Source organism: Skermanella stibiiresistens SB22, from assembly GCF_000576635.1.
Lineage (GTDB): Bacteria > Pseudomonadota > Alphaproteobacteria > Azospirillales > Azospirillaceae > Skermanella > Skermanella stibiiresistens.
In genome coordinates this window covers 77,465-103,069 of the sequence record NZ_AVFL01000003.1, presented here as the reverse complement: position 1 = coordinate 103,069, position 25,605 = coordinate 77,465, and the positions used below count along the sequence as shown (strand labels likewise).

Annotated in this window: 26 protein-coding genes; 7 read left to right on the top strand and 19 right to left on the bottom strand. The window is 68.2% G+C overall.

All coding sequences use genetic code 11. The annotated features are described in order from the left end of the window. Nucleotides 1-123: 123 nt before the first annotated feature. The 4 genes from N825_RS05630 to N825_RS05615 all read right to left on the bottom strand — a co-directional run bounded on the left by N825_RS05630 (nt 124) and on the right by N825_RS05615 (nt 4,189). Nucleotides 124-1,110, bottom strand: coding sequence for an NHL repeat-containing protein (locus N825_RS05630; protein ID WP_198038194.1), 987 nt, complete (start codon nt 1,108-1,110; stop codon nt 124-126). A 219-nt stretch (nt 1,111-1,329) separates the two neighbouring features. Continuing rightward, entirely contained in the window at nt 1,330-2,085 is a 756-nt protein-coding gene (locus tag N825_RS05625) for a maleate cis-trans isomerase family protein (RefSeq protein WP_051511592.1), read from the bottom strand. A 12-nt stretch (nt 2,086-2,097) separates the two neighbouring features. After that, the gene (locus N825_RS05620) at nt 2,098-2,826 is read right to left on the bottom strand and encodes a GntR family transcriptional regulator (protein WP_245613019.1); all 729 of its coding nucleotides are present in this window, start codon (nt 2,824-2,826) and stop codon (nt 2,098-2,100) included. Next, nucleotides 2,819-4,189, bottom strand: a complete 1,371-nt coding sequence (locus tag N825_RS05615; RefSeq protein WP_037448135.1) for an amidase — start codon at nt 4,187-4,189, stop codon at nt 2,819-2,821. The genes N825_RS05620 and N825_RS05615 overlap by 8 nt, the downstream gene beginning before the upstream one ends. Before the next feature lie 47 nt (nt 4,190-4,236). Here N825_RS05615 and N825_RS05610 point away from each other — a divergent pair, with 47 nt between their 5' ends. Continuing rightward, a complete protein-coding gene (locus N825_RS05610; protein WP_037448132.1) occupies nt 4,237-4,602 on the top strand; it encodes a hydroxyisourate hydrolase in 366 nt (121 codons plus the stop codon). A gap of 20 nt (nt 4,603-4,622) precedes the next feature. Here the strand turns inward: N825_RS05610 and N825_RS05605 are convergent, their stop codons facing one another. The 10 genes from N825_RS05605 to N825_RS05560 all read right to left on the bottom strand — a co-directional run bounded on the left by N825_RS05605 (nt 4,623) and on the right by N825_RS05560 (nt 15,420). Then, nucleotides 4,623-5,435, bottom strand: a complete 813-nt coding sequence (locus N825_RS05605) for an ABC transporter permease (RefSeq protein WP_037448655.1) — start codon at nt 5,433-5,435, stop codon at nt 4,623-4,625. Nucleotides 5,436-5,448: 13 nt separating this feature from the next. Then, a complete protein-coding gene (locus tag N825_RS05600; RefSeq protein WP_037448130.1) occupies nt 5,449-6,306 on the bottom strand; it encodes an ABC transporter permease in 858 nt (285 codons plus the stop codon). A gap of 27 nt (nt 6,307-6,333) precedes the next feature. Further along, complete coding sequence (locus N825_RS05595) at nt 6,334-7,380, bottom strand: ABC transporter substrate-binding protein (protein ID WP_037448127.1); 1,047 nt, start codon at nt 7,378-7,380, stop codon at nt 6,334-6,336. Nucleotides 7,381-7,411: 31 nt separating this feature from the next. Then, nucleotides 7,412-8,557, bottom strand: a complete 1,146-nt coding sequence (locus tag N825_RS05590) for an ABC transporter ATP-binding protein (protein ID WP_084164388.1) — start codon at nt 8,555-8,557, stop codon at nt 7,412-7,414. A gap of 438 nt (nt 8,558-8,995) precedes the next feature. Continuing rightward, on the bottom strand, nt 8,996-9,982 hold the full coding sequence (locus N825_RS05585; RefSeq protein WP_051511591.1) for an acetamidase/formamidase family protein: 987 nt from the start codon (nt 9,980-9,982) through the stop codon (nt 8,996-8,998). Nucleotides 9,983-10,000: 18 nt separating this feature from the next. Next, nucleotides 10,001-10,717 carry an urea ABC transporter ATP-binding subunit UrtE gene (gene urtE / locus N825_RS05580; RefSeq protein ID WP_037448123.1) on the bottom strand — a complete coding sequence of 239 codons (717 nt, stop codon included), beginning with the start codon at nt 10,715-10,717 and terminating at the stop codon, nt 10,001-10,003. Between the two features lie 3 nt (nt 10,718-10,720). Then, nucleotides 10,721-11,464, bottom strand: coding sequence for an urea ABC transporter ATP-binding protein UrtD (urtD, locus tag N825_RS05575; RefSeq protein WP_037448121.1), 744 nt, complete (start codon nt 11,462-11,464; stop codon nt 10,721-10,723). Next, nucleotides 11,461-12,561, bottom strand: coding sequence for an urea ABC transporter permease subunit UrtC (gene urtC / locus N825_RS05570; protein ID WP_051511590.1), 1,101 nt, complete (start codon nt 12,559-12,561; stop codon nt 11,461-11,463). Before urtC ends, urtD begins: the two co-directional genes overlap by 4 nt. After that, on the bottom strand, nt 12,558-14,180 hold the full coding sequence (gene urtB / locus N825_RS05565) for an urea ABC transporter permease subunit UrtB (protein ID WP_198038193.1): 1,623 nt from the start codon (nt 14,178-14,180) through the stop codon (nt 12,558-12,560). Before urtB ends, urtC begins: the two co-directional genes overlap by 4 nt. 7 nt (nt 14,181-14,187) lie before the next feature. After that, nucleotides 14,188-15,420, bottom strand: coding sequence for an urea ABC transporter substrate-binding protein (locus tag N825_RS05560; protein ID WP_037448647.1), 1,233 nt, complete (start codon nt 15,418-15,420; stop codon nt 14,188-14,190). Between the two features lie 264 nt (nt 15,421-15,684). Between N825_RS05560 and N825_RS05555 the strand changes: the two genes are divergently transcribed. Next, complete coding sequence (locus N825_RS05555) at nt 15,685-16,824, top strand: ROK family transcriptional regulator (protein WP_037448114.1); 1,140 nt, start codon at nt 15,685-15,687, stop codon at nt 16,822-16,824. A 121-nt stretch (nt 16,825-16,945) separates the two neighbouring features. On the opposite strand, the gene N825_RS05550 is transcribed toward N825_RS05555, so the two are convergent. The 5 genes from N825_RS05550 to N825_RS05530 are packed head-to-tail and all read right to left on the bottom strand — an operon-like array spanning nt 16,946 to nt 21,846. Further along, entirely contained in the window at nt 16,946-18,097 is a 1,152-nt protein-coding gene (locus N825_RS05550) for an ABC transporter ATP-binding protein (RefSeq protein ID WP_084164386.1), read from the bottom strand. A gap of 1 nt (nt 18,098) precedes the next feature. Next, on the bottom strand, nt 18,099-19,019 hold the full coding sequence (locus tag N825_RS05545; RefSeq protein WP_198038192.1) for a polysaccharide deacetylase family protein: 921 nt from the start codon (nt 19,017-19,019) through the stop codon (nt 18,099-18,101). 36 nt (nt 19,020-19,055) lie between these two features. Further along, nucleotides 19,056-19,826 carry an ABC transporter permease gene (locus N825_RS05540; protein WP_245613018.1) on the bottom strand — a complete coding sequence of 257 codons (771 nt, stop codon included), beginning with the start codon at nt 19,824-19,826 and terminating at the stop codon, nt 19,056-19,058. Nucleotides 19,827-19,852: 26 nt separating this feature from the next. Further along, entirely contained in the window at nt 19,853-20,698 is an 846-nt protein-coding gene (locus tag N825_RS05535; protein WP_063833633.1) for an ABC transporter permease, read from the bottom strand. Nucleotides 20,699-20,712: 14 nt separating this feature from the next. Continuing rightward, entirely contained in the window at nt 20,713-21,846 is a 1,134-nt protein-coding gene (locus N825_RS05530; protein ID WP_037448109.1) for an ABC transporter substrate-binding protein, read from the bottom strand. A 271-nt stretch (nt 21,847-22,117) separates the two neighbouring features. On the opposite strand from N825_RS05530, the gene N825_RS05525 reads away from it, so the two are divergent. From N825_RS05525 to N825_RS05505, 5 genes are all read left to right on the top strand, one after another. Continuing rightward, the gene (locus tag N825_RS05525) at nt 22,118-22,792 is read left to right on the top strand and encodes a TetR/AcrR family transcriptional regulator (RefSeq protein WP_037448107.1); all 675 of its coding nucleotides are present in this window, start codon (nt 22,118-22,120) and stop codon (nt 22,790-22,792) included. Beyond that, nucleotides 22,785-23,528 (top strand): SDR family NAD(P)-dependent oxidoreductase, encoded by a 744-nt coding sequence (locus N825_RS05520; RefSeq protein WP_037448106.1) that lies wholly within the window; start codon nt 22,785-22,787, stop codon nt 23,526-23,528. Before N825_RS05525 ends, N825_RS05520 begins: the two co-directional genes overlap by 8 nt. Nucleotides 23,529-23,589: 61 nt before the next feature. Continuing rightward, the gene (locus N825_RS05515) at nt 23,590-24,594 is read left to right on the top strand and encodes a dimethylarginine dimethylaminohydrolase family protein (RefSeq protein WP_037448103.1); all 1,005 of its coding nucleotides are present in this window, start codon (nt 23,590-23,592) and stop codon (nt 24,592-24,594) included. A 37-nt stretch (nt 24,595-24,631) separates the two neighbouring features. Next, on the top strand, nt 24,632-25,084 hold the full coding sequence (locus N825_RS05510) for a hypothetical protein (RefSeq protein WP_037448100.1): 453 nt from the start codon (nt 24,632-24,634) through the stop codon (nt 25,082-25,084). A gap of 28 nt (nt 25,085-25,112) precedes the next feature. Continuing rightward, nucleotides 25,113-25,568, top strand: a complete 456-nt coding sequence (locus tag N825_RS05505) for a hypothetical protein (RefSeq protein WP_037448098.1) — start codon at nt 25,113-25,115, stop codon at nt 25,566-25,568. Nucleotides 25,569-25,605: the final 37 nt, after the last annotated feature.

Here is a 25,605-nt window from a genome sequence, read left to right as displayed (position 1 = left end):
AAACTTGTGCCTGCGTAGGTCGGCTAGAGCGAAGCGGCAGCCGACACCACTCCCGACGCACCCGCTTGTCGGCTGCCGCTTCGCTCTAGCCGACCTACGGTTGAGATCCTGAGTGACGCCCGCTTAACGCTTGACCAGCGGCGTCGCGCGGATCTGGAAGGTCGGCAGCGGCAGGTCCTTCTTCGCTGGATCGAAGATGTGATCCAACTGGCCCTCGGCGATCCAGACCGTGTCACCGGCGATCGTGACGCCAGTCGGACCCTTGAACCGTTCAAGCGTCTCGATGTTCGCCACATCCCCCGAAACGGTCACGAAATCCAACGGTCCATCGCCTTCGACCATCAGGAAACCGCCGTTGACCGGCCGGATGCCATCCGGGTTTTTCAAGGGGCGCGATGTCTTGAGCTTCGTCACCTTGCCCGGCGCGCCGTCCTTGACGCCGATCTGGAACAACTCGCCGCTCAGGAACGTGTTGACGTAGAGGTTGCCATCCTCGCCGAAGGCGATCCCGTCCACACCGCCCTTCAGGGTGTCGTCGACCAGCCAGCTTTCCAGTTCCGTGGCGCCCGGCTTGAGCCGCAGGATCTGCGCGGCCATCGTGTTTGTGGCGTAGACGGAGCCGTCCGCCCCGATCGCGAAATCATTGCAGATCGCGGGGGCTCCCGGCAGCTTGGCGCTGACCTTGCCTTGCCCCGTCGCGAGGTCGAAGCCCTTGACCCAACCGCCCTCGACTTGGCTTGGTCCCTTCTGCCCAATCGCCGACGCGTCGTTGGAGCAGACCCACAGCATGCCCGAGCGCTCGTCGGCCAGCAGGCCGAAGGTGGAGCGCGTCTCGAAAGCTCCCGGTTCGATCCAGACCTCGGCGGTCGAAGCACCAGGCTTGGCGCGGGTGATGCCGCCATGGCTGATGCTGCTGACATAGAGCGTGCCGTCGGCCGTCGATGTCACGTTCTCCGGAAAGGGCGAGCTTTCCGGGAGCGTCACGGTGGGCTGGTCGGCCAAGGCCGTGCCCCCGGAAAAACTTGTGGTCGTCGCGAGCGTCAAAGCCAGCGCGCGGGCGGCCAATGACCATCGGCCTCCGGCGAGAAGGCTGAGCGGATTGCTGACCAAGATTTCCTCCCAAGATTATTTTTAGTATTTTAGGTGGATGTGATCGAATAGGCGTGGAACCGTTTACTTGGGCCGAACGAGTCGCACGCACTGTTGTAATCATGATCGCGCGCTCGATTCGGCACTAGCCGACCGGTTTCTTGGGAATAGTCCGCCAGACATTTGGTTTAGTCAATAACGAGCGGGAGTGACTGATCGCTTCTCCCCCTCGTCACGCCGTCAGGCGAGTTCCTGGAACAGGCTCCCCCAGCCCTGGACCCGCCTCGTGTCCACCCCGGTCATCCGAAGCGCCTTCCACACCACCGTGGTGATGGTGTCGTAGACGGGGATGCCCAACGCCTTCTCCACCCGCTCGGCGACCGGGGCGCCGCGCATGTTGGTGCAGATGATCGCGATGGCTTGCGGCTTGGCCTTGGCGACCTCGGCGCACAGGCTCTCGATCCGTTCCTCGGTGACCTCCGAGAACGAGAAGTTGCCCCGGTCGTTCAGGTGCCGCTCGGCCACCACGTCGAAGCCAGCCGCGCGGTAGTTGGCGATCATCTTCTCCTGGATCTCGTCGAGGTACGGACTGACGATGGCGATCCGCTTGCGTTCCGTCGCGTCCAGGATTTCGTTCAGCGCCAGCATCGAGGTGCAGGCCGGGATGCCGGTCTCCGCCAGCAGCCGGTCGCACAGCCGCTCGTCGGCGTCGAACCCGAGCCAGCCGGCCGAGGTGCCGTTCCAGCCGATCACATGGGGTTTGGCGTCGGCCAGCAGCCGGGCCGCCGCTAGGAACGGCTCCTCGTCGAACTGGTTGAGGGCGGCCGGCAGCAAGGAGATCTCGGTCACCGGAAAGCGCCCGAAATGGCCGGTGACTTCTGGCAGCCCGCTCAGCATGGCCGAGGTGACCGGCTCCACCACGGTGTTGGACGAGGGGGTCAGCATGCCCAGCAGCACGCGATCCTGGAGGGAGACCGAAGGAGGGGAGTGTTCCATGGACGTGGCTCTTCAAGGTTGGGGAGAAATCGGTGTTGGCTTGGGCTTGGCCCTGGCCGCGGCGAAGGCGGCGATCGCGTCGCCCGTCCTGCCGATGTGTTGGGCGAAGACGTGGCGCGCCCGCTCCGCGTCGCGCGCCTCCAGTGCCGCCAGCAGGTTGCGGTGCTCCTCGATGGATTGCTCCCAGCGTCCTTGGATGGCGAGCGCCAGATAGCGCGCCCGCGCCAGACGGCCGATCAGCAGGTCATGGGCCTCCAGAAGGGCGGGGTTCTTGGCCCCTGCGACGATCGCGCGGTGGATCCGTTGGTTGAGGTCGAAATAGCCCTTCAGGTCGCCCCGCTCCCGCAGCAGCTCCATCCGCTCCTGTAAGGCGCGCAGGCGTTTCAGGTCGGCCGCCGTCATCCGCGTGGCGGCGAGCCCCGCCGCGAAGGCCTCGATGCAGCTTTCAGCCTCGAACAGTCCATGCAGCGCCGCCGGGTCGAGCGGCGCCACGATGGAGGATCGGTTGCGCCGGAGCATGACCAGCCCCTCGCTCGCCAGCAGTTTCAGCGCCTCCCGCAGCGGCGTGCGGGACAGGCCGAGCAGGTCGCAAAGCTCCGGCTCCGACAGCCTCTGGCCGGGAGCCAACTCGCCATGGACGATCATCCGGCGCAGCGTACCCAACGCCACCTCGTGCAGCCGCGGCGGAATGTCGGCGCGGCGCTGGGGCTCGCCCGACCGGGATAAAACCGCCTCAGCCACCACCGGCCAGCACTCCCTCGGCGAACCCGGCGAAGGCCAGCACCCGTCGGTCATGCCCGCGTGGCCCGACGATCTGGAGACCCACCGGCAACCCGGCGCGGCCCGTCCCGCAGGGGATGCTGATCGCGGGAACCCGGGCGTGGTTGAACAGCGGCGTGAAGACGGCATGCGCGCGGGGCGCCACCGGCACGCCGCCGATCGTCGCCGGGCCGAGTTGGTCGCGAGGCCACGCCACGCAGGGCACGGTCGGCCCGATCAGCAGGTCGACGTCCACGAAATTCTCTGCGGCCCGCCTCGCCAGTTCGGCGCTCAGCAGCAGGGCGGCGGCAACCGCGGCGGCGGACAGGGCCAATCCCTGTTCGATCTGCACGGTGATATCGGGGTCGAACAAGTCGGGCTGGCGCCTAAACGCCTCGCCATGGATCGCCGCCAGTCCGGCGTGCTGCAACGGCATCAGCGCCGTCTCCGTGACACCCACCGGCCACACCGGATCACGCCGGACGATCAAGGCCCCAGCCCCGGCCAGCGCCGCCACGGCGGCTTCGATGGCGGCCACCACATCGGCGTCGACCGCCGCGTCCAGGCCGAAGCGCGGGCTATACCCGACGCGGAGCGGCCGGTCGTCCGCCGGGGCCAGCGGCATCGCGCTGTCGGGATCGCGCGCGTCGAAGCCCGCCAGCGTCTCGAACACCAGCGCCGCGTCCGCCACCGTCCTGGTGATGGGCGCCATGACGCCGACCCCGGAAACAGGCTCCGCGAAGCCCGGTCCATAGGGGATGGCGCCAAGGCTTGGCTTGAATCCCACCACGCCGACATGGGCGGGAGGGCGTCGGCTCGACCCGCCGGAATCCGTGCCCAGCGCCAGGGGAGCCAGACCGGCGGCGACCGCGACCGCCGGACCGCCCGACGATCCGCCGGGGGTCAGCGACCGGTCCATCGGATGGCGGGTGGCGCCGAACGCCTTGTTGGTGGTGACGCCCTTGCAGGCGAATTCCGACGTGTTCGCCATGCCCAGGATGACGGCGCCCGCCGCCCGCAGCCGTTCCACCGCGATCGCGTCGGCGGGCGGCCGAAAGCCGGCGAACAGCAGCGAGCCCTGCGTGACCACGCGGTCGGCGACCCAGATGTTGTCCTTGACCGCCACCGGCACCCCCGCCAGCGCCAGCCGCTCGCCCGCCGCGATACGGCGGTCCACCGCGTCGGCCTGCGCCAGACAGTCGGCGGAGTCATGCTGGACGATCGCGTTGAGTCCGGGGTTCAGCGAGGATATGGCCGACAGGAACCGCTCGGTCACCGCGCGGGCGCCGCCGGCATCGCCCTGGTTGACGGAAGCCGCGATGGCGGTGACAGTCTGGGTCTTCATGATCGGGCCGGCATGGTCGGGTCATCCAACTGGCGGGGAGAACGGGCTTGGCGGGCGGAATTTCCATACATGGCGTCGATGTGGCGCGCGGGCTTCCGGCGGAGGGGCTGGAGGTCGAGTTGCACCACCTGGGAAGCGCCTCGGGGAGTGAACGCACCCTGGTCGCATCGGGCCGCCTGGGTTCCGACGGCGTGCTCGACCACCCGAGCAAGCTGGGTCATGGCATCACCGGCGGCACCTACGAGGCGCTGTTCCACATTGGCGCTTGGCTGCGCGCCACCGGCTATCCGGAGGACCAGCTGGGTTTCCTCGACACCGTGCCGTTCCGCTTCGTGGTGGGGGATGTCGAGCGCCATTACCACCTCCCGCTCAAATTCACGCCCTGGGGCATCATGCTGTTCCGCGGCAGCTGAAACCGTTCACGCCCACTTGCTCAAGTCAGCCGCTTCGACAGACCTGCGACCCGTTCCATCACCATGATCAGCGCGATGGTCGCGACGATCAGCACGCCCGACAGCGCCGCGATGGTGACGTCCAGCTTGCCTTCCAGGTCCTGCCACATGCGGATCGGCAGCATGTCGGTGGCCGCGTCGCGCAGGAACAGCGAGACCGGCACGTTGTCGAACGACGCCATGAAGCAGATAAAACCACCGGCCAAAATGCCGGGCCGGATCAGCGGCAGGGTGATCCTGCGGAAGGTCAGCAGCCGGCTGGCGCCCAGGCTGGCCGACGCCTCCAGCAGCGACGGGTTCAGCTGGGCCAGCGCCGCCACGGTGTTGCGGACGACGAAGGGCACCGACACGACCGTGTGGCCCAGGATCAGCGTCAGCGGCGATACCGGCAGCCCGATCAGGGAGAAGAACATCAGGGCCGACAGCCCGAACGCCAGCGCCGGCAGCACCAGCGGCGACATGAACAGGCTGTCCAGCACCTTCGCGGTCAGCCGGTCGGACCGCGCGATGCCCAGCGCCGCCGCGACACCCAGCACGACCGACAGCAGCGTGGTCCACATCGCCACCTTCAGGCTGTTGACCATGGCGAACTGGAGTTGCCAGGCTTTCCACAGCTCGACATACCAGCGGAACGAATAACCCGGCGGCGGAAAGCGCAGCGAAAAGCCGTTGGTGAACGACACCACCAGCACCACCACGGTGGGGGCGGCCAGCAGCACCAGCGTCAGCAGCGCCACCGCCACCATGACGAAGCGGAAGCTGAAGGCCTCGTAATCGACGGCGCGTCGGTTCATGCCCGACCCTCCCTCAGCCATGGGCGTAGCCGCGCGACAGGCGGCCCAGCACGTTGAAGATCGACACCACCGCCAGGACCGCGACCAGGAAGATGATCGAGATGGCGGCGGCGAACGGCCAGTTCTGCAAGGCCGAGGCCTGCTGGTAGATGTAGGACGGCATGAACAGCATCTGCCCGCCTCCCACCAGGCTCTGGGTGATGAAGGCGGTGATCGCGGCGGCGTAGGTCAGCAGGCAGCCGGCGAGTATCCCCGGCAGCGAGAGCGGCAGCAGCACCTTGCGGAAGGTCCGCCAATGCCCGGCGCCCAGCATCGACGAGGCGTCGGCCAGGTTGGGGTCGATCCTGGACAGCGCCGTGATCAGCGGCAGCACCATCAGCGGCATCTGGACCTGCGCCAGGGCCACCACGACGCCGGTCTCGGTGTAGAGCAGGCGGAGCGGGGTGTCGATCAGGCCCAGGTCGATCAGCATCGTGTTTACGATGCCCTGCCGTCCCAGGATGACGATCCAGGCGAAGGTCCTGACCACCACGCTGGTCAACAGCGGCAGCAGCACGATCAGCATGATGACGCCCTTGGCCCAACCAGGGGAGCGGACATGCAGCCACGCCACCGGGTAGCCTAGCACCAGCGCCAGGACCGTCACCTTGACCCCCAGCCACAGGGTCGATCCCAACACGCCCAGGCTGAAGGCGTCGCCCAGGAACTGGACGTACTGCCCGACGCCATGGCTGGTCCCCTGCGGATCGGAGCGCAGGCTCAGGATGAACAGGATCACCAGCGGCGTCAGGAAGAAGACCACGAAGAACAGGGCGAGCGGAAACGCCAGCCGGACCTCGTAACTGGTGATGGATCGTCTGGAACCCGCCATTGTCCCCCTCCTTCCCGATACGGCGCGTCAGATCCGGATTTCGCGGTTGAACCGCTCGATCCAGGCGGAGCGCTGCTCGTTGATCTTCGCCCAGTCCTGGAAGACGAACTTCGACAGCATGTCGGCGTGATCCTTCGCCAGGGCCTTGGCGATCTCGCCCCCCATGCGGACCTTGGTGTTGGTCGGCACGATCAGGTAGGGCTCCTCCATCAGCTGGGCCTGGACCTCGGGCGACAGCGCGGCCTCGATCAGCTTGAACGCCAACTCCTGGTTGGGCGAGTTCCTGACGATGTGGATCGTCGTCTTGAAGGCGATGGCGCCCTCCTTGGGGGCCACCCATTCGACCGGCACGCCGCGCGCCTTCAGGATCTGGATGGCGTTGAAGTTGCCGGGGGAGATGTCGATCTGGCCCTGCTGGAACAGGGTCGCGAGCTGGCCGGGATTGGCCGCGACGGCGGACAGGTTGGGCTTCAGCTGGTCCAGCGCCTTGAAGCCGGGTTCGATGTTGGACTCCGAACCGCCATGCATCTTGGCGATCTCGACCAGGAAGCCGGTGCCCAGGGTCGAGTTCAGGTTGGTGATGCCGACGCGGTTCTTGAACTCCGGCTTCCACAGGTCGGCCCACGAGGTCGGCGGGGTCGTGACGGTGTCGGGGTTGTAGGTCAGGCCGACCGTCTGGAAGAACGGCGACGGACCGGTCGCCTCCTGCGCCGCTGGGATCAGATCCTTGAAGTGGGCGCTCCGCTCGACCGGGTACGGCTCGACCAGCCCCTGCGCGATCGCCTGCAAGGCCGGGCCGGGATCGTGCAGCATCACGTCGATCGGCGGGTTGGACTTGGCGGCGTTGATCTTGGAGATCTGGTCGACCGACAGCATCGGGTCCAGCACGATGTCGGCGTTGCTTGTCGCCTTCCGGAAGGCCGGGACCAGCACGGCCTTGTGCGCCTCCTCCCAGCTGCCGGTGAAGGTGGCGAACACCAGCGGGCGCGCCTGCGCCCAGGTGATGCCGGGGAAGGCGTGCATGGCGCCCAGGGTGAGGGCGGTCTGGAGCAGGTGGCGGCGGTTCAGCTGCATGCGTCGAACTCCTGTGGCGGAACTGGGGGGATCAGCGGCTGGCTGCGGGCGGAAAAACCGAGGCTAGACCGGGATGGATCGGGAAAAGCCGGACGGGAGCCCCCGGCGGCAGGATCGCGGCACGCTCGATGCGCGGTTCGGAGACGCGGATCGCGGTGCCGTCGCTGACGCGGACCTCGTGGACGACCGTGGGCCCAAGCGGCAGCCCCATCTCGACCACGCCGGCGATACCCTGGTCCGGCCCCCCACCAAGGGATTGGGCGCCCTCGGCGGAGAAGCGCAGGTGCTCGGGCCGCAGGCAGACGACGACCCGCCCGCCGGCACTCAGTCCCGCGGCGGGCGGCCTGGCCTGGATGACGCCGCCGGCGTCCAGCTTGACGCTGGCACCTGATGGGCCGCTCTCGATCAGGGTTCCCGGCAGCACGTTGGCGGTGCCGACGAAGGTGTTGACGAACAGCGAGCCGGGCCTGTCATAGATCTCGGTCGGCCCGGCGAACTGCTCCAGCCGCCCCTGGCTCAGCACCGCGACGCGGTCGGCCATCGACAGCGCCTCCTCCTGGTCGTGGGTGACCAGCAGCGTGGTGATGCCGGACAGGCGTTGGATGCGCTTGACCTCGATCTGCATGTCCAGCCGCAGGTTCTTGTCGAGTGCCGCGAACGGCTCGTCCAGCAGCAGGATCGACGGCTTGACGGCCAGCGCGCGGGCCAGCGCCACCCGCTGCTGCTGCCCGCCCGACAGTTGGCGCGGATAGCGGTCGGCCAAGTGGCCGAGCTGGACCAGTTCCAGCATCCGCGCCGCCTCGGCCCGCTGCGTCGCCGCGTCGGCGCCGCGCGCCGCCGGGCCATAGGCGACGTTCTCCGCCACGGTCATGTGCGGGAACAGCGCGTAGTTCTGGAAGACGATGCCGACCGACCGGCGGTTGGGCGGCAACCCGTCGATCACGTCGTCGCCGACGATGACCCGCCCCTCGGTCTGCGCCACGAAGCCCGCGATGATCCGCAGCAGCGTGGTCTTGCCGCAGCCCGACGGTCCCAGCAGCGCTATCAGCTCGCCCGCCTTGATGTCGAGGTTGACGTCCGCCACCGCCGTGGACCCGCCATACCGGTGCGTGATGCCATCCAGGACGATGGGCTGCCCGGCCGCTTGTCCGGTGGAGCGCTGCGGGACCGTCATCATGGCACCTTTCACGGGTTGAGGGTCGTCAAGTCAGCTTAGGAATTTGCAAATCGTATGCCGGTTTCTGGAACTTCGTTTTTCATCAACAACTTGATCGCTTTGTCCAGCGCCTGCGGAAAGCCGTGACTCCCCGCTCGCTGCCGCACCGCAAGTCAAATGCTTGAAAAATCGACAATCGACATGCCGGATGATCGGCCACGACCGCATTGCCGTCCAGCGCAGCTTCGGCAAACATGCGTTCTAGAAATTAGCATGCAAAAGGGAAACGCGGCCCTTTGGCCGCGTTTCCCCGTCAATCCCAAGCTCACCAGCAATTCAACCGTAGGTCGGCTAGAGCGAAGCGGCAGCCGACAAGCAGGCGCGTCGGGAGCGGCGTCGGGTGCCGCTCCGCTCTACCCGACCTACGAAAACCACAACCAAAGATGCGAAGATCACTCCTCACGAGGTCGCGAGGCAGCTCTTCTCCAGCACCGCGTGGACGCCCTTGTTGATGTCGACCAACTGCGTCACGTGCAGGTCGGCGGCCAGCGAGCAGAGCATGTAGGCTTGGTTCCGCGTCAGGCTGGTACGGGCGCAGATCAGCTGGATCATCTCGCGCACCGCCTGCCGGGCGGCCTCGTCCAGGTCGGTGTTGAAGCCCATCGAGATCAGCTTGTCCGGCGTCTCGGCGAAGGGTTGGGTCAGGCTCATGTCCTTCCGCACCGTCAGCCGGAACACGCCGTCCAGCGCCGTCTCCAGGGCGGTGATGCAGACCTCGCCATGACCCTGGCAGCCATGCCCGTCACCGGCGCTGAACAGCGCGCCCTCGTTGAACACCGGGAAGTAGACCGTCGTCCCCGGCCGCAGGTCCTTGTTGTCCATGTTGCCGCCGAACGCGCGCGGCTCGGGCGAGCCGACCCGGCCCCACTCCTTCGGCGGCGCCACGCCCAGGATGCCGAAGAACGGATCGAGCGGCAGCTTCAGCCCCCAGGGCAACTCGGCCATCTGGGTGGCCCGGTCGATCATGATGTGGATGCGTTCGTAGTCGGTGAACTCCTCCGGCAGCGTGCCCAGCAGCGGCAGGATCGCGCAGAAGCCCCAGTCCTGGCGCGGCACCGCCTCCAGGATGTCGACCTGCAGGACATCGCCCGGCATGGCGCCCTCGACCTTGATCGGTCCCGTCAGCATGTGCGGCCCGACCGGGCCGGCGACGAACCGGCCGTCCTGGCCGCCCGGCGTCAGGGTGTCCAGCGCCAGCCGATGGTCGGGCGTCACCAGCGACGCATCGGCGGGAACGTCCTCGCGGAAGCAGGCGGGCAGGGTGTGGATCTTGACGACGGAACCGGAGGGCACCTCCAGCGCCGGCGGCGTCTCGGCGTCGAAATAGCCCCAGAACACGGTCTCGGGGGTGGCTTTCAACTCGTACATGGGTTTCCTCTCAGGCATGGATTTCTTCTCAAGGTGTCAGATGGCCAGGAAGCGCTTGACCGCGTCGCTGTCCATGTCGGCGGTGCCGCCGGAGACGGCGACCTCGCCGCGGGCCAGGACCACGTAGTGGTCGGCGATGGAGCGGGCGAATTCGAAATACTGCTCGACCAGCAGGATCGACAGCCGCCCGCTGAGTTCGGAGATCACCTCCTCGATCCGGCTGACGATGGAGGGCTGCACGCCCTCGGTCGGCTCGTCGAGGATCAGCAGCGACGGGCGGGTGACCAGCGCCCGGGCGATGCTCAGCTGCTGCTGCTGCCCGCCCGACAGATCGCCGCCGCGCCGCCGCCACATCTGGCCGATCACCGGGAACAGCGCCACCGCCTCGGCCACCGCCGCCTCGGCGTCGGCGGTCCCGCTGGCCGACGCCGCGATCTCCAGGTTCTGCCCAACGGTCAGCCCGGCGAAGATCTCGCGTCCCTGCGGCACATAGCCGAAACCGGCGCGGACGCGCCGATGGGAGGGTAGGGCGGTCAGCGGCGCGCCGTTCCAGACGATCGCCCCGCTGGTGATCGGCAGCACGCCCATCAGGCAGCGCAGCAGCGTGGTCTTGCCGGCGCCGTTCCGCCCGAGGATGGCGGTGCAGCCCTTGTCGCCGACGCCGAACGAGACGTTCCGCAGGGTGTGGCTGCCGCCGTAATGCTGGTTCAGCCGCTCGACGGCCAGTCCGGCCGAGGTTCCCGTTCCGGTCATGTCTCAGCGCCCCAGATAGACATCGACGACCCTCGGGTCCGACTTGACCGCCGACATGCCGCCCTCGACCAGCAAGCGCCCCTGGTCCAGCACGGTGACCAAGTCGGCGATGCGTTCGACGAAGTCCATGTCATGCTCGATCACCACCACCGCCCGGTCGGGCGCCCGCAAGGCCAGCACCAGCTCGACCGTGCGGCTGGTCTCCTCGTCGCTCATCCCGGCGACCGGCTCGTCCAGCAGCAGCACGCGCGGCTCCCGCATCAGCAGCATCCCGATCTCCAGCCATTGCTTCTGCCCGTGGCTCAGGATGCCGGCGAGCTTTTCCCCGCTCCCGGCCATGCCGATGATCTCCAGCACCCGCTCGATCCGGTCCAACTCGTCGCGTCCCGGCCGATGCAGCATCTCGGCCAGGGCGCCCCGCGCCGGCGAGCGCAGCGCCAAGGCCAGGTTCTGCCGCAGGGTCAGGGCCTCGAAGACGCTGGGCTTCTGGAACTTGCGGCCGACGCCCGCCAGCGAGATGGCGGCCTCGCCCAGCCGCGTCAGGTCGGTCGTCCGGTCCAGCACGACCCGGCCCGACGTCGCCCGCGTCTTGCCGGTGATCACGTCCAGCAGCGTCGTCTTGCCGGCGCCGTTGGGGCCGATGATCGCCCGAACGGCGCCGTACTCGATCCGCAGCGTCAGGCCATCGACCGCGCGCAGCGATCCGAACGCCACCGTCACGTCGTCGATCAGCAAAGCCTCGCTCATGGCGTGCCCCTCCGTTGGCGTGACGCCAGGACCGCCCGGATGTCCAGCAAGCCGTTGGGCAGCAGCACGACGACCACCAGCACCAATCCCGACAGGATGAAGGGCCACAGGTCTGGCGCCACGGCGGTCAGCAGGAACTTCAGCGCGCTGACCAGCACGGCGCCCAGGAACGCGCCGGTCAGGGTGCCGCGTCCGCCGATCGCGACCCAGACCGCGATCTCGATCGACAGGTCGGGCGCCAGCACCCGCGGGTTGATGATCCCGACCTGCGGCACGTAGAGCATGCCCGCGATCGCCGCCAGGACCGCCGACAGGCACCAGACCGTCAGCTTGATCCACAGCGTGTCATGACCCAGGAAGCGCAGCCGCGCCTCGTCGTCGCGGATCGCGATCAGCATGTGGCCGAAGCGGGAGCCTGTCAGCAGGGCGGAGCCGCCCAGCGTCAGCGCCGCGGCCAGGATCGAGGCGCCGCTCAGCCACGCCACCGTCCGCCGGTCCGCCAACGGCTGGCCCAGGATCTCGGTGAAGCCGGTCATGCCGTTGTTGCCGCCGAAGCCGGTGTCGTTCCGGAACATCAGCAGCATCGCGACATAGACGAAGGCCTGCGTGATGATCGCGAAATAGACCCCCGCCACGCGGGAACGGAACGCCGTGTAGCCGATCGCGAAGGCCGCCAGCCCCGCCACCACGACCACCAGGACGGAGGTGTAGGCGAAGGATTCCAACCCGGCGTAGTAGAACGGCAGCCGGTCCCAGCCCATGAACAGCATGAAGTCGGGCGGCGTGCCGGTCGCCAGGAAGGTCACCTTGACCATGTGCATCGCGACCAGATAGCCGCCGATCGCGAAGAACAGCCCATGACCCAGGCTCAGCACCCCGGCGAAGCCCCAGATCAGGTCGAGCGCCACCGCCAGCATGCCGAAGGTCGCGATCTGGCCGATCAGGTTCAGGACATAGGCGGACGGCCCGGCGCCGCCGGCGCCCGCCGCCAGCACCCCCACGCCCAGCAGCGCCAGCACCGCCGCGACCATCGGGGCGGTGCCCCGGCGCGGCGCCGGCCGCCGGGGTCCGATCAGGACGTCGTCGAGCCCGCTCATCGGCGCCCCTTCACGGCGAACAGCCCCTCGGGCCGGAATTGGATGAAGACGATGATCAGCAGCAGCACGATCACCTTGGCCGCGACCGCGCCGAACATCGGTTCGATGGTGACGTTGATCATCCCGACTCCCAGCGCCGCGGCCGCCGTCCCGGCGATGCTGCCGACCCCGCCCAGCACGACCACCATGAAGGCGTCGACGATGAAGTTGACGCCCATCGCCGGGTTGACGGTGTAGATCGGCGACAACGCCAAGCCCGCGACGCCCGCCAGTCCCGATCCGATGCCGAAGGCGGTCAGGTCGATCCGCCGCGCCGACACGCCGACGCAGCCGGCCATGTCCCGGTTCTCGGTCACCGCCCGGATATACATGCCGAGCGAGGTCCGCCGCAGCACGACCAGCGCCGCCGCCAGGACCGCCAGCGCGAAGCCGATCGCGAACAGCCGGTTCCAGGTGACGATGAAGTCGGCGAAGACATGCGTCCCGCCGTTCAGGAAGGGCGGCACGTTGAATTGCAGGTTCTGGGTCCCGAAGGTGACCCGCACCAGGTTGATCAGCAGCAGGCTGATGGCCCAGGTCGCCAGCAGCGTCATCAGGGGCCTCCTGTACAGGTGCCGGATGACGGTCACCTCCATCGCGATGCCGACGGCGCCCGACGCGGCGAAGGCGAAGGGGATCGCCAGCAGCAGATAATAATCGACCAGCCCGGGCAGCACCGACTTCAGCGCCTCCTGGACCAGGAAGGTCGCATAGGCTCCGATCATGATCAGTTCGCCCTGCGCCAGGTTGATCACGCCCATCAGGCCGAAGATCACGGCCAGGCCCAGCGCCGCGACGAACAGGATGCTGGCGTAGCTCAAGCCGCTATAGACGGAGGCAGCCACCTGTCCCAGGGTCAGCCAGCGCTCGATCCGCGTGATGCCATCGGCCAACGCCGCCGCCACCACCGGATCTGATGTCAGCGCCGCGTCGCCCGACAGGTCGCGCAGCAGGGTCCGGTTGCGCTCCGACGGCGCCTCGGCCAGCCGCCCGATCGCGGCGATCCGAAGGGCGGGATCGGGATCGTTCAGCGCCGCCACCGCCATGACATCGCGCAACCCCGGCGCCAGCGCCGCGTTGGCCGGTTCGGCCGCCGCCCGCTCGATCAGTCCCGGCGGCACGATCTTGGCGCGTTTCTGAAGCTCGCCGAGTGCCGCACCCGAGGCGGGGCCTCCCGGCGACGCCAGCAGCCGCAGCACCGCCGAGCCCATGTCCAGGTAGGGCCGCAGCCGCAGGTCGACGAACGCCCCCTGCGCCTTCACGGCATCCGCCAGGCCGGGTGCCGAGGTGACGGCGTCGATCACTCCAGTACCCGAGGTGATGAACACCCCGCCCTCGGCACACACCAGCCGCCTGCCGCCGACCGCCTCCAGCGCCCGGAGCGCCCAGGCCGGCTCGGCGGCGCCGGTCTCGACCGCGTCGAGCAGCCGGTCCACCGCGGCGACGCGCTCCGCCGAGGCGCCGGCGCAGAGCGGCGCCAGCAGCTCCGACAAGGCCCTGTCGTCCGCCAGGACTGGCGTGGCGGCCAGCGTCAGCAGGAACAGGGCGCCGGCGGCCAGCCGCCGGCGCCATCCCATCATTCCCGGTTCACGCATAAGGGCTGAAGGGCACCGGAGTGGGGGTGTCCTTGGACTGCCAGAGGATGTCGAAGGCCTGCTTGTCGTTGACCGAGCCGATGAACACGCCGCGCGAGACGTAGTTGTTCTCGCCCGTCATCTTGATCGTGTAGCCCGACGGGCAGTCGAAGCTGATGCCGGCCGAGGCCGCGCGCACCGCATCCGGGTCGGCCATCCCGGCCTTCTCTACCGCCTTGGCCCACATGTGGACGCCGTCATAGGCCGACACCATCGGGTCGATCACGGTGGTCGGCGAATAGGCGAGGTTGCTCTTCTCGACGAAGCCCTTCCAGTTCGCCTTGAAGGCGTCATTGGCCGGGGCGACCGCATTCTGGAGATAGGCCCAGCAGTTGAGGTGCCCGACCATCGGCGCCGTGTCCAGCCCTTCCAGATCGGCTTCCAGCACGTCCAGGCCCAGCACCGGGATGTCGGTGGCGCCGATGCCCTGGTTGATGATCTCCTTGAAGAAGTCGGGGATCGACGATCCGACCGTGGTCAGCACGATGATCGGCTGGCCGCCCGGCTCGCTGGCGAACTTGCGGATGTCGTTGACGATGGTCTGGAAGTTCGAGAAGCCCAGCGGCACGTATTGCTCGCGCCAGGCGCTCTCCGAGAAGCCCTTCGACTGCCAATAACCCTTGCAGATCTTGTTGATGGTGCGCGGCCAGACATAGTCCGATCCCAGCATGTAGAAGCGCTTGGCGTCGCCGCCCTCGGGACCCATCAGGTAGTCCAGCGCCGGCAGCACCGAACTGGCCGGCGGCGAGTTGAGGTAGACGACGTTCTTGGAGTTCTCCTCGCCCTCGAAGTGCAGCGGGTAATAGAGCAGGCCGTTGTTCTGCTCGACCACCGGCAGCACCGACTTGCGGGAAACCGAGGTCCAGCAGCCGAACAGGGCGGAGCACTTGTCCTGCAACAGCAACTGCCGGCCAAGCTGCGCGTAGAGCGGCCAATCCGACGACGGATCGGTCACCAGAACCTCGACCTGCTTGCCCAGAACGCCGCCCTTGGCGTTCAATTCGGCCGCCGCCATCTGGACAACCGCGTTCATGCGGCCCTCGATGTTCGCCATCGTGCCCGACGACGAGAACAGGCAGCCCAGCTTCAGGCTGTCCGCCGCCTTGGCTCGGCTCGTGATGATGGCGGGAGCCGCCAGGGCGGCACCCAACGCCGCGGAATTCTTCAGGAAATCTCTACGGTCCATGTGATCCTCCAAACCCTGCCACGGCCCCAGCCGCGCTATCCCATCACAAGGCAGCAAGCGACATGCCAATTTATTTGCTGACTGCAAAATTATCTGGGATCATTGTTTTCGTTGGAAACGCGCCGATTTGACCGGCCACCTTGGGGTGGGTTCGATCGGGCGGCATGACCGGCATGCACGGGAATGCGGCAGGGCCTGCCAAATTTCTTATCATTCGAACGAATTTGCACAAAAAACCTTCATTCCGGAGCGAACGGCCCAACCATGATCGTCACCCCGTCGCGTCTCAAACGGATCAACACGTCGCGCGTGCTGTCGGAAATCCACAACTCCCCCGGCATCTCCCGGCGCGAGCTGTCGCGCCGCCTGAACAGCACCGACGCCAGCCTGTCCCGGCTGACGCGCGACCTGATCACGCGCGGGCTGGTGATGGAGCGGGACGCCTCGACACGTCCAATGGGGCGGGGCAGGCCCAATGTCGGCCTTTTCCTCAACCCGACTGGCTTGCACGTCCTGTGCATGGTGCTGTCACGCTACGAGCAGCGCCTGTCGGTGGTCGATCTGGGGGGAAGCCGGATCTTCGAGAGCGATCTTGGCACCTTATCGGACACCAGCCTCGACTGGATCGGTGAGCGGATCGCCAGGCTGGGCGCCCGACCCGAACTGGGGTTCCAGAGGATCTCCGGCATCAGCCTGATCGCCTCGCCGGACGTCGAGTTCCCCGGCCCCTGGACCGCCGGGAAATTGAACGATTTCGCCGTGGGCCTGAGCGGGAGGCTGGGTGCCGCGGTGGCCTCGCGCGGTTTGGCCGAGGCCCTGCACATCGCCGAGATCCGAAACCTGCGCGAGACACCACCGGCACCGACCGTGCTGGTCCACGCCGGTTTCGCCCTCGAGGCCAGCATGGTCCCCGCCGGCGGGAACTCGCCCACCGAGGTGATCGGCGGCGACCTCAACGACGCGCCGGTCTCGTCATTCGAGGATACCGGCCGGCGCTGGGTCCGCTTGGAGGAGATCGCCTCCGCCGGGGCCATCCTCCGCCGGCTCGGCCATGTCAAACAGCACGGTCCCGTCGGCGAGACCGGTCTCGGCCTTGGCGTGCCCCACGCCATTCGGCAGGCCAATTCCGGCGACCCGCGCGCCGTCGCGGCGTTCCGCGACGCTGGCGAGGCGCTCGGCGGCGCCATCGCCGCCCTGGTCATGATGCTGCGACCGGCCCGCGTGCTGCTGGCGGGACCGCTCGCCTCGGCCGCCCCCTTCCTGAACGGCTTCCGCGACCTGCTCGGCCGCGATGGCGGCGCCGTGATCGCCCGCTCGACCCTCAGCGACCTCCAGGCGGCGGAAGCGATCGGCCTGGAACACTTCGCCTTCGCCGCCATCCCCGAGGAAGCCGAATCCCCATAAGTGGGGTGCAACCGTAGGTCGGATAAGGCGAAGCGGCATCCGACAAGCAGGCGCGTCGATGTCGGGTGCCGCTCCGCTCTACCCGACCTACGGCCCCCAGGCCCGCCCGCTCAAATCCCGCTCATCGATCCTCGACCAGAACGCCACCATCCCAGGGCCAAGCCAGCGCCACCGCCTCGCCGGGCTTCCTCAACACCCCCGCCCCGAAGGCGGGCGTGTGCGCCTCCAGCACGCCGAGCGGCGTCTCGACCACGTGGATGTGCTGGCTGCCGACGAAGGCCGATGTCACCACGCGGCCTTCCACCCGGTTGCGGTCGCCGACCGCCGCGTCCGGCGCCAGCACCGACAACCTTTCCGGGCGGAGCGCCAGCAACGCCGTCCGGCCCATCCGCGGCTCGCCGTCCCGCAGGCGGTGGCGCACGCTGGCGCCGTCGATGTCGATCGTCAGGCAACCGCCGGAAACCGATCCGGCCACTCCATCCAGGAAGTTCGCCCGGCCGAGGAAATCGGCGACGAAGCGGGTGGCCGGCGTGTTGTACAGCGCGTCGGGCGTGCCGGTCTGCTGGACCCGGCCGTCGCGCAGGATGACGATGCGGTCGGACATCGTCATCGCCTCCTCCTGGTCGTGCGTGACATTGACGAAGGTCGTGCCCAGCCGCTGGTGCAGGCTCTTCAGTTCGAACTGAAGCTCCGCCCGCAGCTTCTTGTCCAGGGCGGACAGCGGCTCGTCCAGCAGGACCACCGCCGGATCGAAGACGAGGGCGCGGGCCAGCGCCACCCGCTGCTGCTGGCCGCCCGACAACTGCCGCGGCATCCGCGCGGCGAAGGCCTGGAGATGCACCAGATCGATCGCGCGCTCGACCCGCCGATCCAGCTCGGCGCCCCGGATGCCCCGCAGCTTCAGCGGATAGGCGATGTTTCCCCGCACCGTCATGTGGGGAAACAGCGCGTAGCCCTGGAACACCACGCCGAAGCCGCGCTTCTCCGGCGGCAACCCGCCGACCGGTTGCCCGTCCAGCAGGATGTCGCCACCGTCGGGATCGACGAAGCCGGCGATCGCCATCAGGATGGTCGACTTGCCCGAGCCCGACGGCCCCAGCAGGCTCAGGAACTCGCCCGAGGCGATGTCCAGCGACAGCCGATCGATCGCGGCGACCGAGCCATACCGCTTCGTCAGGTCGCGGATCGACAGCGCGATCCTCGGCTCGATCCGGGGTCCGACCTCGGTGGAGGGCGGGGGCACCGCGCCTGGAACGCTCGACGTCACCGTCATGTCAGCCTCGGCTCGGCGTCACGAGATGATCGACCGGCGCCGCCCAGAACGGCACCTCGTCGGTCCGGGGTGTCCACTCCCCCCGGTCCACCAAGCCTTGGACATGCGCCGCGATCTCGGTCATCGGCGCGAACCAGACATCGCCCTTGTCCATCATGTACTGGATCAGCCGGGCCATCGCGTCGGCCCGCGCCAGCCGGCCCGAGACGAACGGGTGCCAGACGGAGACCCACATTCCGCCATGGGTCCATGCCGCATCGAACTCGGCGCGGAACACCTCCATGGCGCGCTCCGGCGCCTGGATCGGCATCATGTAGCCGAATTCCTTCATGTTGACGTACTGCACCCAGTCGTCCAGCGCGAAGTCGGAGGGCAGTTCGACCAGCGTTCCCTTGGACGACTTCAGCAGGTACGGCACATCGTCGCCGACCAGCGAGGCGTCATAGGTGAAGCCCCGTTCGACCAGCAGGTCGGGCGTGTGTTCCGACAGCGCGTAGGCCGGTGCCCGGTACCCCGTCGGCCGGGAGCCCACGATCCTGTCGAAGGCCTCCAACGCGCGGTCCAGTACGCGCGCCTCGTCACCGGGCGACAGGGTGTTGGGCCGCTCGTGCAGCCAGCCGTGATGGCCGATCTCGTGCCCCGCCTCGACCAACGCCTCGACCGCGCGCGGATAGGCCTCGATGCACCAGCCCGGCACGAACACCGTCTGCTTCAGACCGTAATGCCGGAAGATGTCGATGATCCGGGGGATCGCCACGAACGGCCCGTAGCGGAGCGCCGACGAGGTCGCCAGCCGCGACGGCGCCGCCTCGCGGTGGTTCAGGTGCAGCAGGCTTTCCACGTCCATGTCGAACGAGAAGCACACGGCGCAGCGGGCGCCGTTGGGCCAGGGCGGCGGGTTCTGGATCAGGGGCGGAAGCATGGCGTCCTTCAAGTCTTTCGGGCGGGCTTTGCGGGCTCAGGTGTTTCGGGCGGGACGGCGGAGCGTGACGACGATCGCGGCGAGGACGCCCAGCGCGGTCAGCGCCATCAATACCACGGCGACCGCCGCCACCGTCGGGTCGACGCTCTCGCGGATGCCGTCCCACATGCGGCGCGGCAGCGTGTAGACGGCCCGGCTCGACACGAACATGGTGACGACGATCTCGTCCCATGACACGACGAAGGCGAAGACGGCGGCGGTCGCGACGCCGGTGCGGATGTTGGGCAGGATGACGTCGACCATGGTGCGCAGCGGCGTGGCGCCCAGGCTGCGGGCGGCCTGCTCCAGCCGTCCGTCCAGCATGGACAGCGACGTCGTGACCGCGATGATCACATAGGGGATCGCGAGGATGGTGTGGGCCAGCACGACGCCGGCCCAGGTGTCGTAGAGCCCGATGGCGACCCAGGCGCGGTACAGCGCCAGCGCGCTCACGATCGGCGGGAAGATCATCGGCGCCAGCATGATGGCGCCGACCAGCCCGGCCAGCCACGGCCTCACCCGCCACAACCCGACGGCGCAGGCGGTGCCGAGGCAGACCGCCAGCACGGTGGAGGCCAGTGCCACGCCCAGGCTGTCGGCGATGCTGGACAGCCACGGCGCCGAGGTGAACAGCGTCTCGAAGTGGCGCGGCGACCACGCCCCCTGGGGCAGCGCGATGAAGCGGCTGTCGTTGAAGGCGACCGGGATGGTCACCAGCCCCGGCAGCAGCAGGAACAGCGCGATCACCCAGGCCACCGCGAAGATCATGGGCCTCGCCCATCCCCGGAGATCCATCACGAGGCTCCCAACATCCGGCGCACGCCGGTGACGCGGCTGACGATCGCGATCAGCGCCAGCGTCGCCACCAGCAGCACGACCGACAAGGCGGCGGCCAAGCCCCAGCGCAGCGTCTGGAGCACGGAGATGCTGACATACTCGCTCAGCATGACGACCCGGCCACCTCCCAGGATGGCGGGCGTCACGAAGAAGCCCAGGCCGAACACGAAGACCAGCAATCCGGCCCCGAACAAGGCTGGTAGCGTCAGCGGCAGGTAGACGTCGGTGAATGTCCGGAACGGCGACGCGCCGACGCTGCGCGCCGCCATCATCAGGCGGCCGTCCAGCCCCCGCATGGTGGCGAAGATCGGGAAGACGGCATAGGGCACCAAGTAGTGCACCATGCCGATCACGACCCCAAGCTCGTTGCGGACCAGCGGCAGGGGGGCCGCGATCAGCCCCGATCCCAGCAGCGCCTCGTTGACGATCCCGTTGTTGCGCAACAGGATCAGCCACGCCAGAGCCCGCACCAGCACCGACAGCCAGAACGGCACCAGCACGCAGAGCAGCAGGGCCAGCCGCTGCCGCTCGCCCATGTGGGCCATGGCGTATGCGACGGCGTAGCCCAGCACCACGGCGATCACCGTGGTCAGCCCGACGATCCGGAAGGTCGTCAGCAGGATGCGGTGGATGCTGTCGGTCGCCGCGACCTGCTCGTACCAGCGGAGCGTCGGCGCCTCCAGCCCGCCGAACGACAGCGCCACCAGTTGCCCGATCGGGATCAGGAACAGCCCGCAGACCAGCAGCGTCGCCGGCAGCAGGAACCCGACATAGGGCTCCCCGGACAAGGGCCTCTTCGCCACTTCAGCGTCCCCCGTCAGCCGGAGATGCCGTCGATCCAGCGTTCCACGGCCGCGTCGTAGTTCATCTCGTACCACTCCTCGCTGCGGATCGCCTGGACCGCGACGTTGTCGGCGTAACCGGGATCGATCCGGCGCAGTTCGGGCGGCAGCATGGCGGAGGCCGCCGGATTGGACGGGCCGTTGCCGAGCAGCTGGAGCAGCTTGATCTGCCGGGCGGGATCGAGCATCGACGCCATGAACTTCTGCGCCGCCTCCGATCCGGCCGGGTTGCCCTTGGGGATCACGAAGGACGACGGGCAGAAGACGCCATCGTTCCAGGTCCAGGTCACGGCACCCTTGGTGTCGCGCTCCAGGATGCTGGCCCGCGTGTTCCAGATGTTGCCCATCACGACCTCGCCATCCAGGAACATCTGTTGGCTGCTGGCGCCTGATTCCCAATAGATCACGTCGTCGCCCAGCGAGCGCGCCTTGGCGATGGCCCGGTCCAGGTCGGCCGGGTACAGGGCGTCCCGCTTGACGCCGTCGCCCAGCAGGCAGGCCTCCATGGCGCCCATCTGGTATTTCCACATGGTCCGCTTGCCGGGATACTTCGCGGTGTCGAAGAAGTCGGCATATGTGGGCGGCTTGTCCGGGAACATGTCCTTCCGATAGGCCAGCACGAAGCTGTAGGTGTAGTTGGCGATGCCGTGCGGCCACGCCCAACCGTCCCGCACCAGCGACTTGTCGACCACGCCATAGTCGACCTCCTCCAGCAGGCCCTGCTTGCCCAGCTGGTTGCACAGGAAGCCGTCGCCGTCGCAGACGTCCCAGCTGACCGAGCCTGACTCGACCATCGCCTTGATCTTGCCGGCCAGCGGACTGCCGCCATCGACACGCACCGGGATGCCGGTGTCGGCGGTGAACGGCTTGCCCCAGGCCTCGCCCATGCCGGCCACGGCGTCGCCGCCGAAGTTGCACAGCACCAGCTCCGCCGCCTTGGCCGCCGCCGGACTGGACCCGAACGGCAGCGTTCCCAAGCCGGCGCCCACCGCCGGCAGGAGGCCGGCGGCGCCCAGCACCTTCAGGAAGTCGCGGCGGGCGAGGCGGCCGGCCCGCAATTCGTCGGCGGCGATCTCGACCAAGTCGTCGTTGAATGTGGATCTCGTCATGTGAATTCCCTCATCTCCCAGCGGACGCCACCCTGATCGACGCCCCGCGCGTGGTTCCCGACGGACGAACCCGTTCCCTGTGCCAATTCCTTGGCGCCGACCGGATCGCGAGCGTCCGGCGGGCTCCCCCCGTCATGATCCGCGAGGGGTGTTTTCAGCGCCAATGCTCGGGTGCGGGCAATTTGAAGTCAAGTCTAAAAAAAGAGTCGACTCCAAGTTCGAGCGGCGTATCATCCCTCGTGTCGACGATGAAGCAAGGGTGGTTTTTCCGATGGCTGGTCTAAGGGCGCGGCACCGGCAAGCCCGTGTCGAGCAGGTCCTGAACGTCGCGTCCGAGCTGTTCGCCTCCCAAGGCTACGAGACGACGCGGATCGAGGAGATCGCGGAATCGGCCCAGGTGGCGCCCGCCACCGTCTACAATTACTTCACGACCAAGGCGAACATCCTGACGACGCTGGCGGTGCGCCACGTCCGGGCGTCCCTGCCGGAGCGGCGGGCGCTGGTGCGCGATCCGCCCGCCGATCCGATGGACGCGATCCGCGCCTTCGAGAAGCTGCTGGCGGATCAGGCGCTGCGCACCCTCAGCCGCGAATGCTGGCGGGCGATCCTGTCCGCCCCGTATCGGGAGCCGCGCGGCACCGCCCACCGGGTGTCGCTGCGCTTCCAATGGCTGATCAAGCGCCACTACGTCCTGATGCTGACCGGCTTCCAGCAGCGCGGCACCATCAAGAAGGATGTCGACCTCGAGGTCCTGGCCGATCTGGTGACCGCCATCGGCACCTATCACTTCAGCCGCCTCGTCTCCGACGACGAGATGACGATCGACGACCTCAAGGAGGCGGTGGAACGGCACCTCGACCTCGTCTTCGCCGGGGTGATCGCCAAACCCAAGCCCAGACCCAAGGCGTCCAAACCAGCATCGAAGAGGAAGAAACGGGATGAGTGAATTCGCCGACCGGGTCGCGATGGTGACGGGCGCCGGAAGCGGGATCGGCGAGGCTACCGCCCGCCTGTTCGCCGCCGCCGGGGCCCGCGTCATTGTCCAGGACATCGATCCGGAGCGTGTCGCCAAGACAGTCGCCGCCATAAAGCGTGTGGGCGGCGAGGCGGTCGGGGCCGCCTACAGCGTCGCCGACGAGGACAGCCTGCGCCGCAGCGTCGAGGAGACCGGCGGGGTGGATATCCTGGTCAACAACGCGGGCGTGCCGGGCTTCAACGCCGTCATCGAGGATATCGACCGCGCCGCCTACGAACGCCTGTTCGAGATCCATGTCTGGGGCACGCTGGCGGCGACCCGCGCCGTGCTGCCCGGGATGAAGGCCAAGGGCTACGGCCGCATCGTCAACATCGCCTCCAACCGCGGTCAGGTCGGGTTCGAGCGCTCCAGCCACTACGCCGCCGCCAAGGCCGCCGTCATCGGCTTCGCGAAGTCCTGGGCGCGCGAGTTCGCGCCACACGGCATCCTCGTCAACGCGCTGGCGCCGGGCGTCGTCCGAAGCGGCATGACGCTGCGCTACGGCCAGGACGCGCTGGACGAGGAGGCTCAGCTCAACCTGGTCAAGCGCTGGGCCGAGCCGGACGAGATCGCCGGCTGGATCCTGTTCATCACCGGTCCGCGCGGCGGCTTCATGACCGGGCAGCTCGTCTGCCCCAACGGCGGCGACCCGATCGTCGGCATTTGACATCCAACACATCCGGCTCCGTGCGGATCGCCGGAGCGACCGAACAGGGGAATCCCGTGCCATGAGCGTGATGACCGAGAACGATTGGCGCTACAACCAGCTGATCAAGGTGTTCCCGTCGGAGGCCGAACCCGCCTTCGAGGCCCCGGACCAGCTGACGCGCTGGTGGGGCAGGCCGTGGGGCTGCACCAACGATGTCGGGCGCCTGCGCGTCGTGCTGATGCACCGGCCCGGCCCGGAGGTCGAGATCGTCGACACCTCCAAGCGCCTGGAGATGGGCGCCTTCGGCGACATCCAGGAAGGCTGGTACTGGCGCGGCGCCCAAGGCCCCGACCTCGCTGGGATGCGGGCCCAGCACGACGCCTATGTCGCGGTGCTGAAGGCCGAGGGAGTAGAGGTCGTCATGCTCGACGGCCCGGCGCCCGGCCGCATGAAGTCCTGCTACACCCGCGACGCCGTGATCGGCGTCGGCGGCGGCGCCATCGTGACGCGGCTCGGGCCGCGCATCCGGCGGGGCGAGGAGGTGCCGGCGACACGGACGCTGGCCGCCCTGGGCTGTCCCATCCTGCGGACGCTGTCCGGCACCGCCGTGGCCGAGGGCGGCGGCTTCGCCTGGCTCAACGACAAGACCGCCGTGTTCGGCGTCTCGTCGCGCGGCAACGAGGAGGGCGCGCTCCAGATCCAGGAGGTGCTGCGCTCCCAAGGCGTCGAGCTGATCCGGATCGACCTGACCGGCTACCGGCTGCACATCGACGGCGTCTTCCTGATGATCGCGCCCGATCTGGCGCTGGTCAATCCGGCGCAGCTTCCCTTCAGCTTCCTCCAGAAGCTCAAGGCGCTCGGCATCGAGACGATCGAGGTCCACCACGAGGACAACCCCTGGATCATCAACGGCCTCGCGGTGGCTCCCCGGCGCGTGATCATCACGGAAGGAGCGTCTGGTCACACGCTCGACCGCCTCGCGTCCCGCGGTGTCGAGGTGATCACGGTCCAGTACGATCTGGTGTGTTCGGGCGGCGGCGGACCGCACTGCTCGACCGCTCCCCTGATCCGCGATCCCGTCTGATCCCGCCGGCTCATCCATGACTTCGAAGGAGGGGCCGATGCCCTCGCCATCCACGAACCACGACCGCGTCGTCCGCTTCGTCGCCGCCAACCGCTTTCCGTTTCCGGGCCAGACCGACTGGCCCGCCGGCTACACCACCATCGCCAATTTCGGTTCCCACGTCATCGACACCCCGGACGGTCCGATCTCCCCCGACATCGTCATCCTGGACGAGCGGGGCCAGCCCTGCCGCCTGGGCGAGGTCGAGACCGCGATCGACGCCGCCGCCGTGGCACGGTGGGCCGCCTGTTCCGCCATCGCCGACACCCTGAACGAGACGGGCGTCAAGAACCTCTTCGTCTACGTCCCGAAGGGCTCCGCGGCCGACGCGCTCCGCCAACTGGACGGCAACGCCATCTCCTTCGCCGGCCTGCGCGAGTGGGAGGTCGATGGCGAGGCCGTGTGGGTGACACCCTTCCTGACCCGCGGCGACCGCTACGATCATCAATAGGTTGACCATCAATAGGATTGCGCCAGCCATGCCGACCCCCCAGCACGACGCGGTCGTCCGCCATGTGGCGCGGACCCGCTTTCCCTTCCACGACCAGACCGACTGGCCGGCCGACTACGTCACGCTGACCAATGTCGACCGTCCGACCCGCTCGATCCCGTTCGAGGGCGCCGAGCACTTCCCGGACATCGTCATCGTCAACACAAAGGGCGAGGTCCGCGAGATCGGCGAGGTCGTGGAGACCCTGGACGACGCCCCGGTGGCGGAATGGCGGACCTGCTCGCTGACGGCGGACAACCTGACGGAGACGGGCGAGCGCCACTTCTTCCTCTACGTCCCCGCCGGTCAGGAGGACGCCGCCGTCGCCTTGCTCGACCGGCATGAAATCTCCTTCGCGGGCGTGCGCGGCTACGCGATCGACGCCGCCGGTGCCGTCGCCATCGTGCCGCACGTCACCCGCGGTGATTCCAAGGACCACCGCTGAACTCCCGACGCCCAACCCCCTCACCACAAGGAGACCG

Coding starts and splice junctions, on each gene's coding strand:
- N825_RS05625 (WP_051511592.1), bottom strand. CDS start 2,085: ATGGAACACTCCCCTCCTTCGGTCTCCCTCCAGGATCGCGTGCTGCTG.
- N825_RS05615 (WP_037448135.1), bottom strand. CDS start 4,189: ATGAAGACCCAGACTGTCACCGCCATCGCGGCTTCCGTCAACCAGGGC.
- N825_RS05605 (WP_037448655.1), bottom strand. CDS start 5,435: ATGAACCGACGCGCCGTCGATTACGAGGCCTTCAGCTTCCGCTTCGTC.
- N825_RS05600 (WP_037448130.1), bottom strand. CDS start 6,306: ATGGCGGGTTCCAGACGATCCATCACCAGTTACGAGGTCCGGCTGGCG.
- N825_RS05595 (WP_037448127.1), bottom strand. CDS start 7,380: ATGCAGCTGAACCGCCGCCACCTGCTCCAGACCGCCCTCACCCTGGGC.
- N825_RS05590 (WP_084164388.1), bottom strand. CDS start 8,557: ATGATGACGGTCCCGCAGCGCTCCACCGGACAAGCGGCCGGGCAGCCC.
- N825_RS05585 (WP_051511591.1), bottom strand. CDS start 9,982: ATGCCTGAGAGGAAACCCATGTACGAGTTGAAAGCCACCCCCGAGACC.
- urtE (WP_037448123.1), bottom strand. CDS start 10,717: ATGACCGGAACGGGAACCTCGGCCGGACTGGCCGTCGAGCGGCTGAAC.
- urtD (WP_037448121.1), bottom strand. CDS start 11,464: ATGAGCGAGGCTTTGCTGATCGACGACGTGACGGTGGCGTTCGGATCG.
- urtC (WP_051511590.1), bottom strand. CDS start 12,561: ATGAGCGGGCTCGACGACGTCCTGATCGGACCCCGGCGGCCGGCGCCG.
- urtB (WP_198038193.1), bottom strand. CDS start 14,180: ATGATGGGATGGCGCCGGCGGCTGGCCGCCGGCGCCCTGTTCCTGCTG.
- N825_RS05560 (WP_037448647.1), bottom strand. CDS start 15,420: ATGGACCGTAGAGATTTCCTGAAGAATTCCGCGGCGTTGGGTGCCGCC.
- N825_RS05555 (WP_037448114.1), top strand. CDS start 15,685: ATGATCGTCACCCCGTCGCGTCTCAAACGGATCAACACGTCGCGCGTG.
- N825_RS05550 (WP_084164386.1), bottom strand. CDS start 18,097: ATGACGGTGACGTCGAGCGTTCCAGGCGCGGTGCCCCCGCCCTCCACC.
- N825_RS05545 (WP_198038192.1), bottom strand. CDS start 19,019: ATGCTTCCGCCCCTGATCCAGAACCCGCCGCCCTGGCCCAACGGCGCC.
- N825_RS05540 (WP_245613018.1), bottom strand. CDS start 19,826: ATGATCTTCGCGGTGGCCTGGGTGATCGCGCTGTTCCTGCTGCTGCCG.
- N825_RS05530 (WP_037448109.1), bottom strand. CDS start 21,846: ATGACGAGATCCACATTCAACGACGACTTGGTCGAGATCGCCGCCGAC.
- N825_RS05525 (WP_037448107.1), top strand. CDS start 22,118: ATGGCTGGTCTAAGGGCGCGGCACCGGCAAGCCCGTGTCGAGCAGGTC.
- N825_RS05520 (WP_037448106.1), top strand. CDS start 22,785: ATGAGTGAATTCGCCGACCGGGTCGCGATGGTGACGGGCGCCGGAAGC.
- N825_RS05515 (WP_037448103.1), top strand. CDS start 23,590: ATGAGCGTGATGACCGAGAACGATTGGCGCTACAACCAGCTGATCAAG.
- N825_RS05510 (WP_037448100.1), top strand. CDS start 24,632: ATGCCCTCGCCATCCACGAACCACGACCGCGTCGTCCGCTTCGTCGCC.
- N825_RS05505 (WP_037448098.1), top strand. CDS start 25,113: ATGCCGACCCCCCAGCACGACGCGGTCGTCCGCCATGTGGCGCGGACC.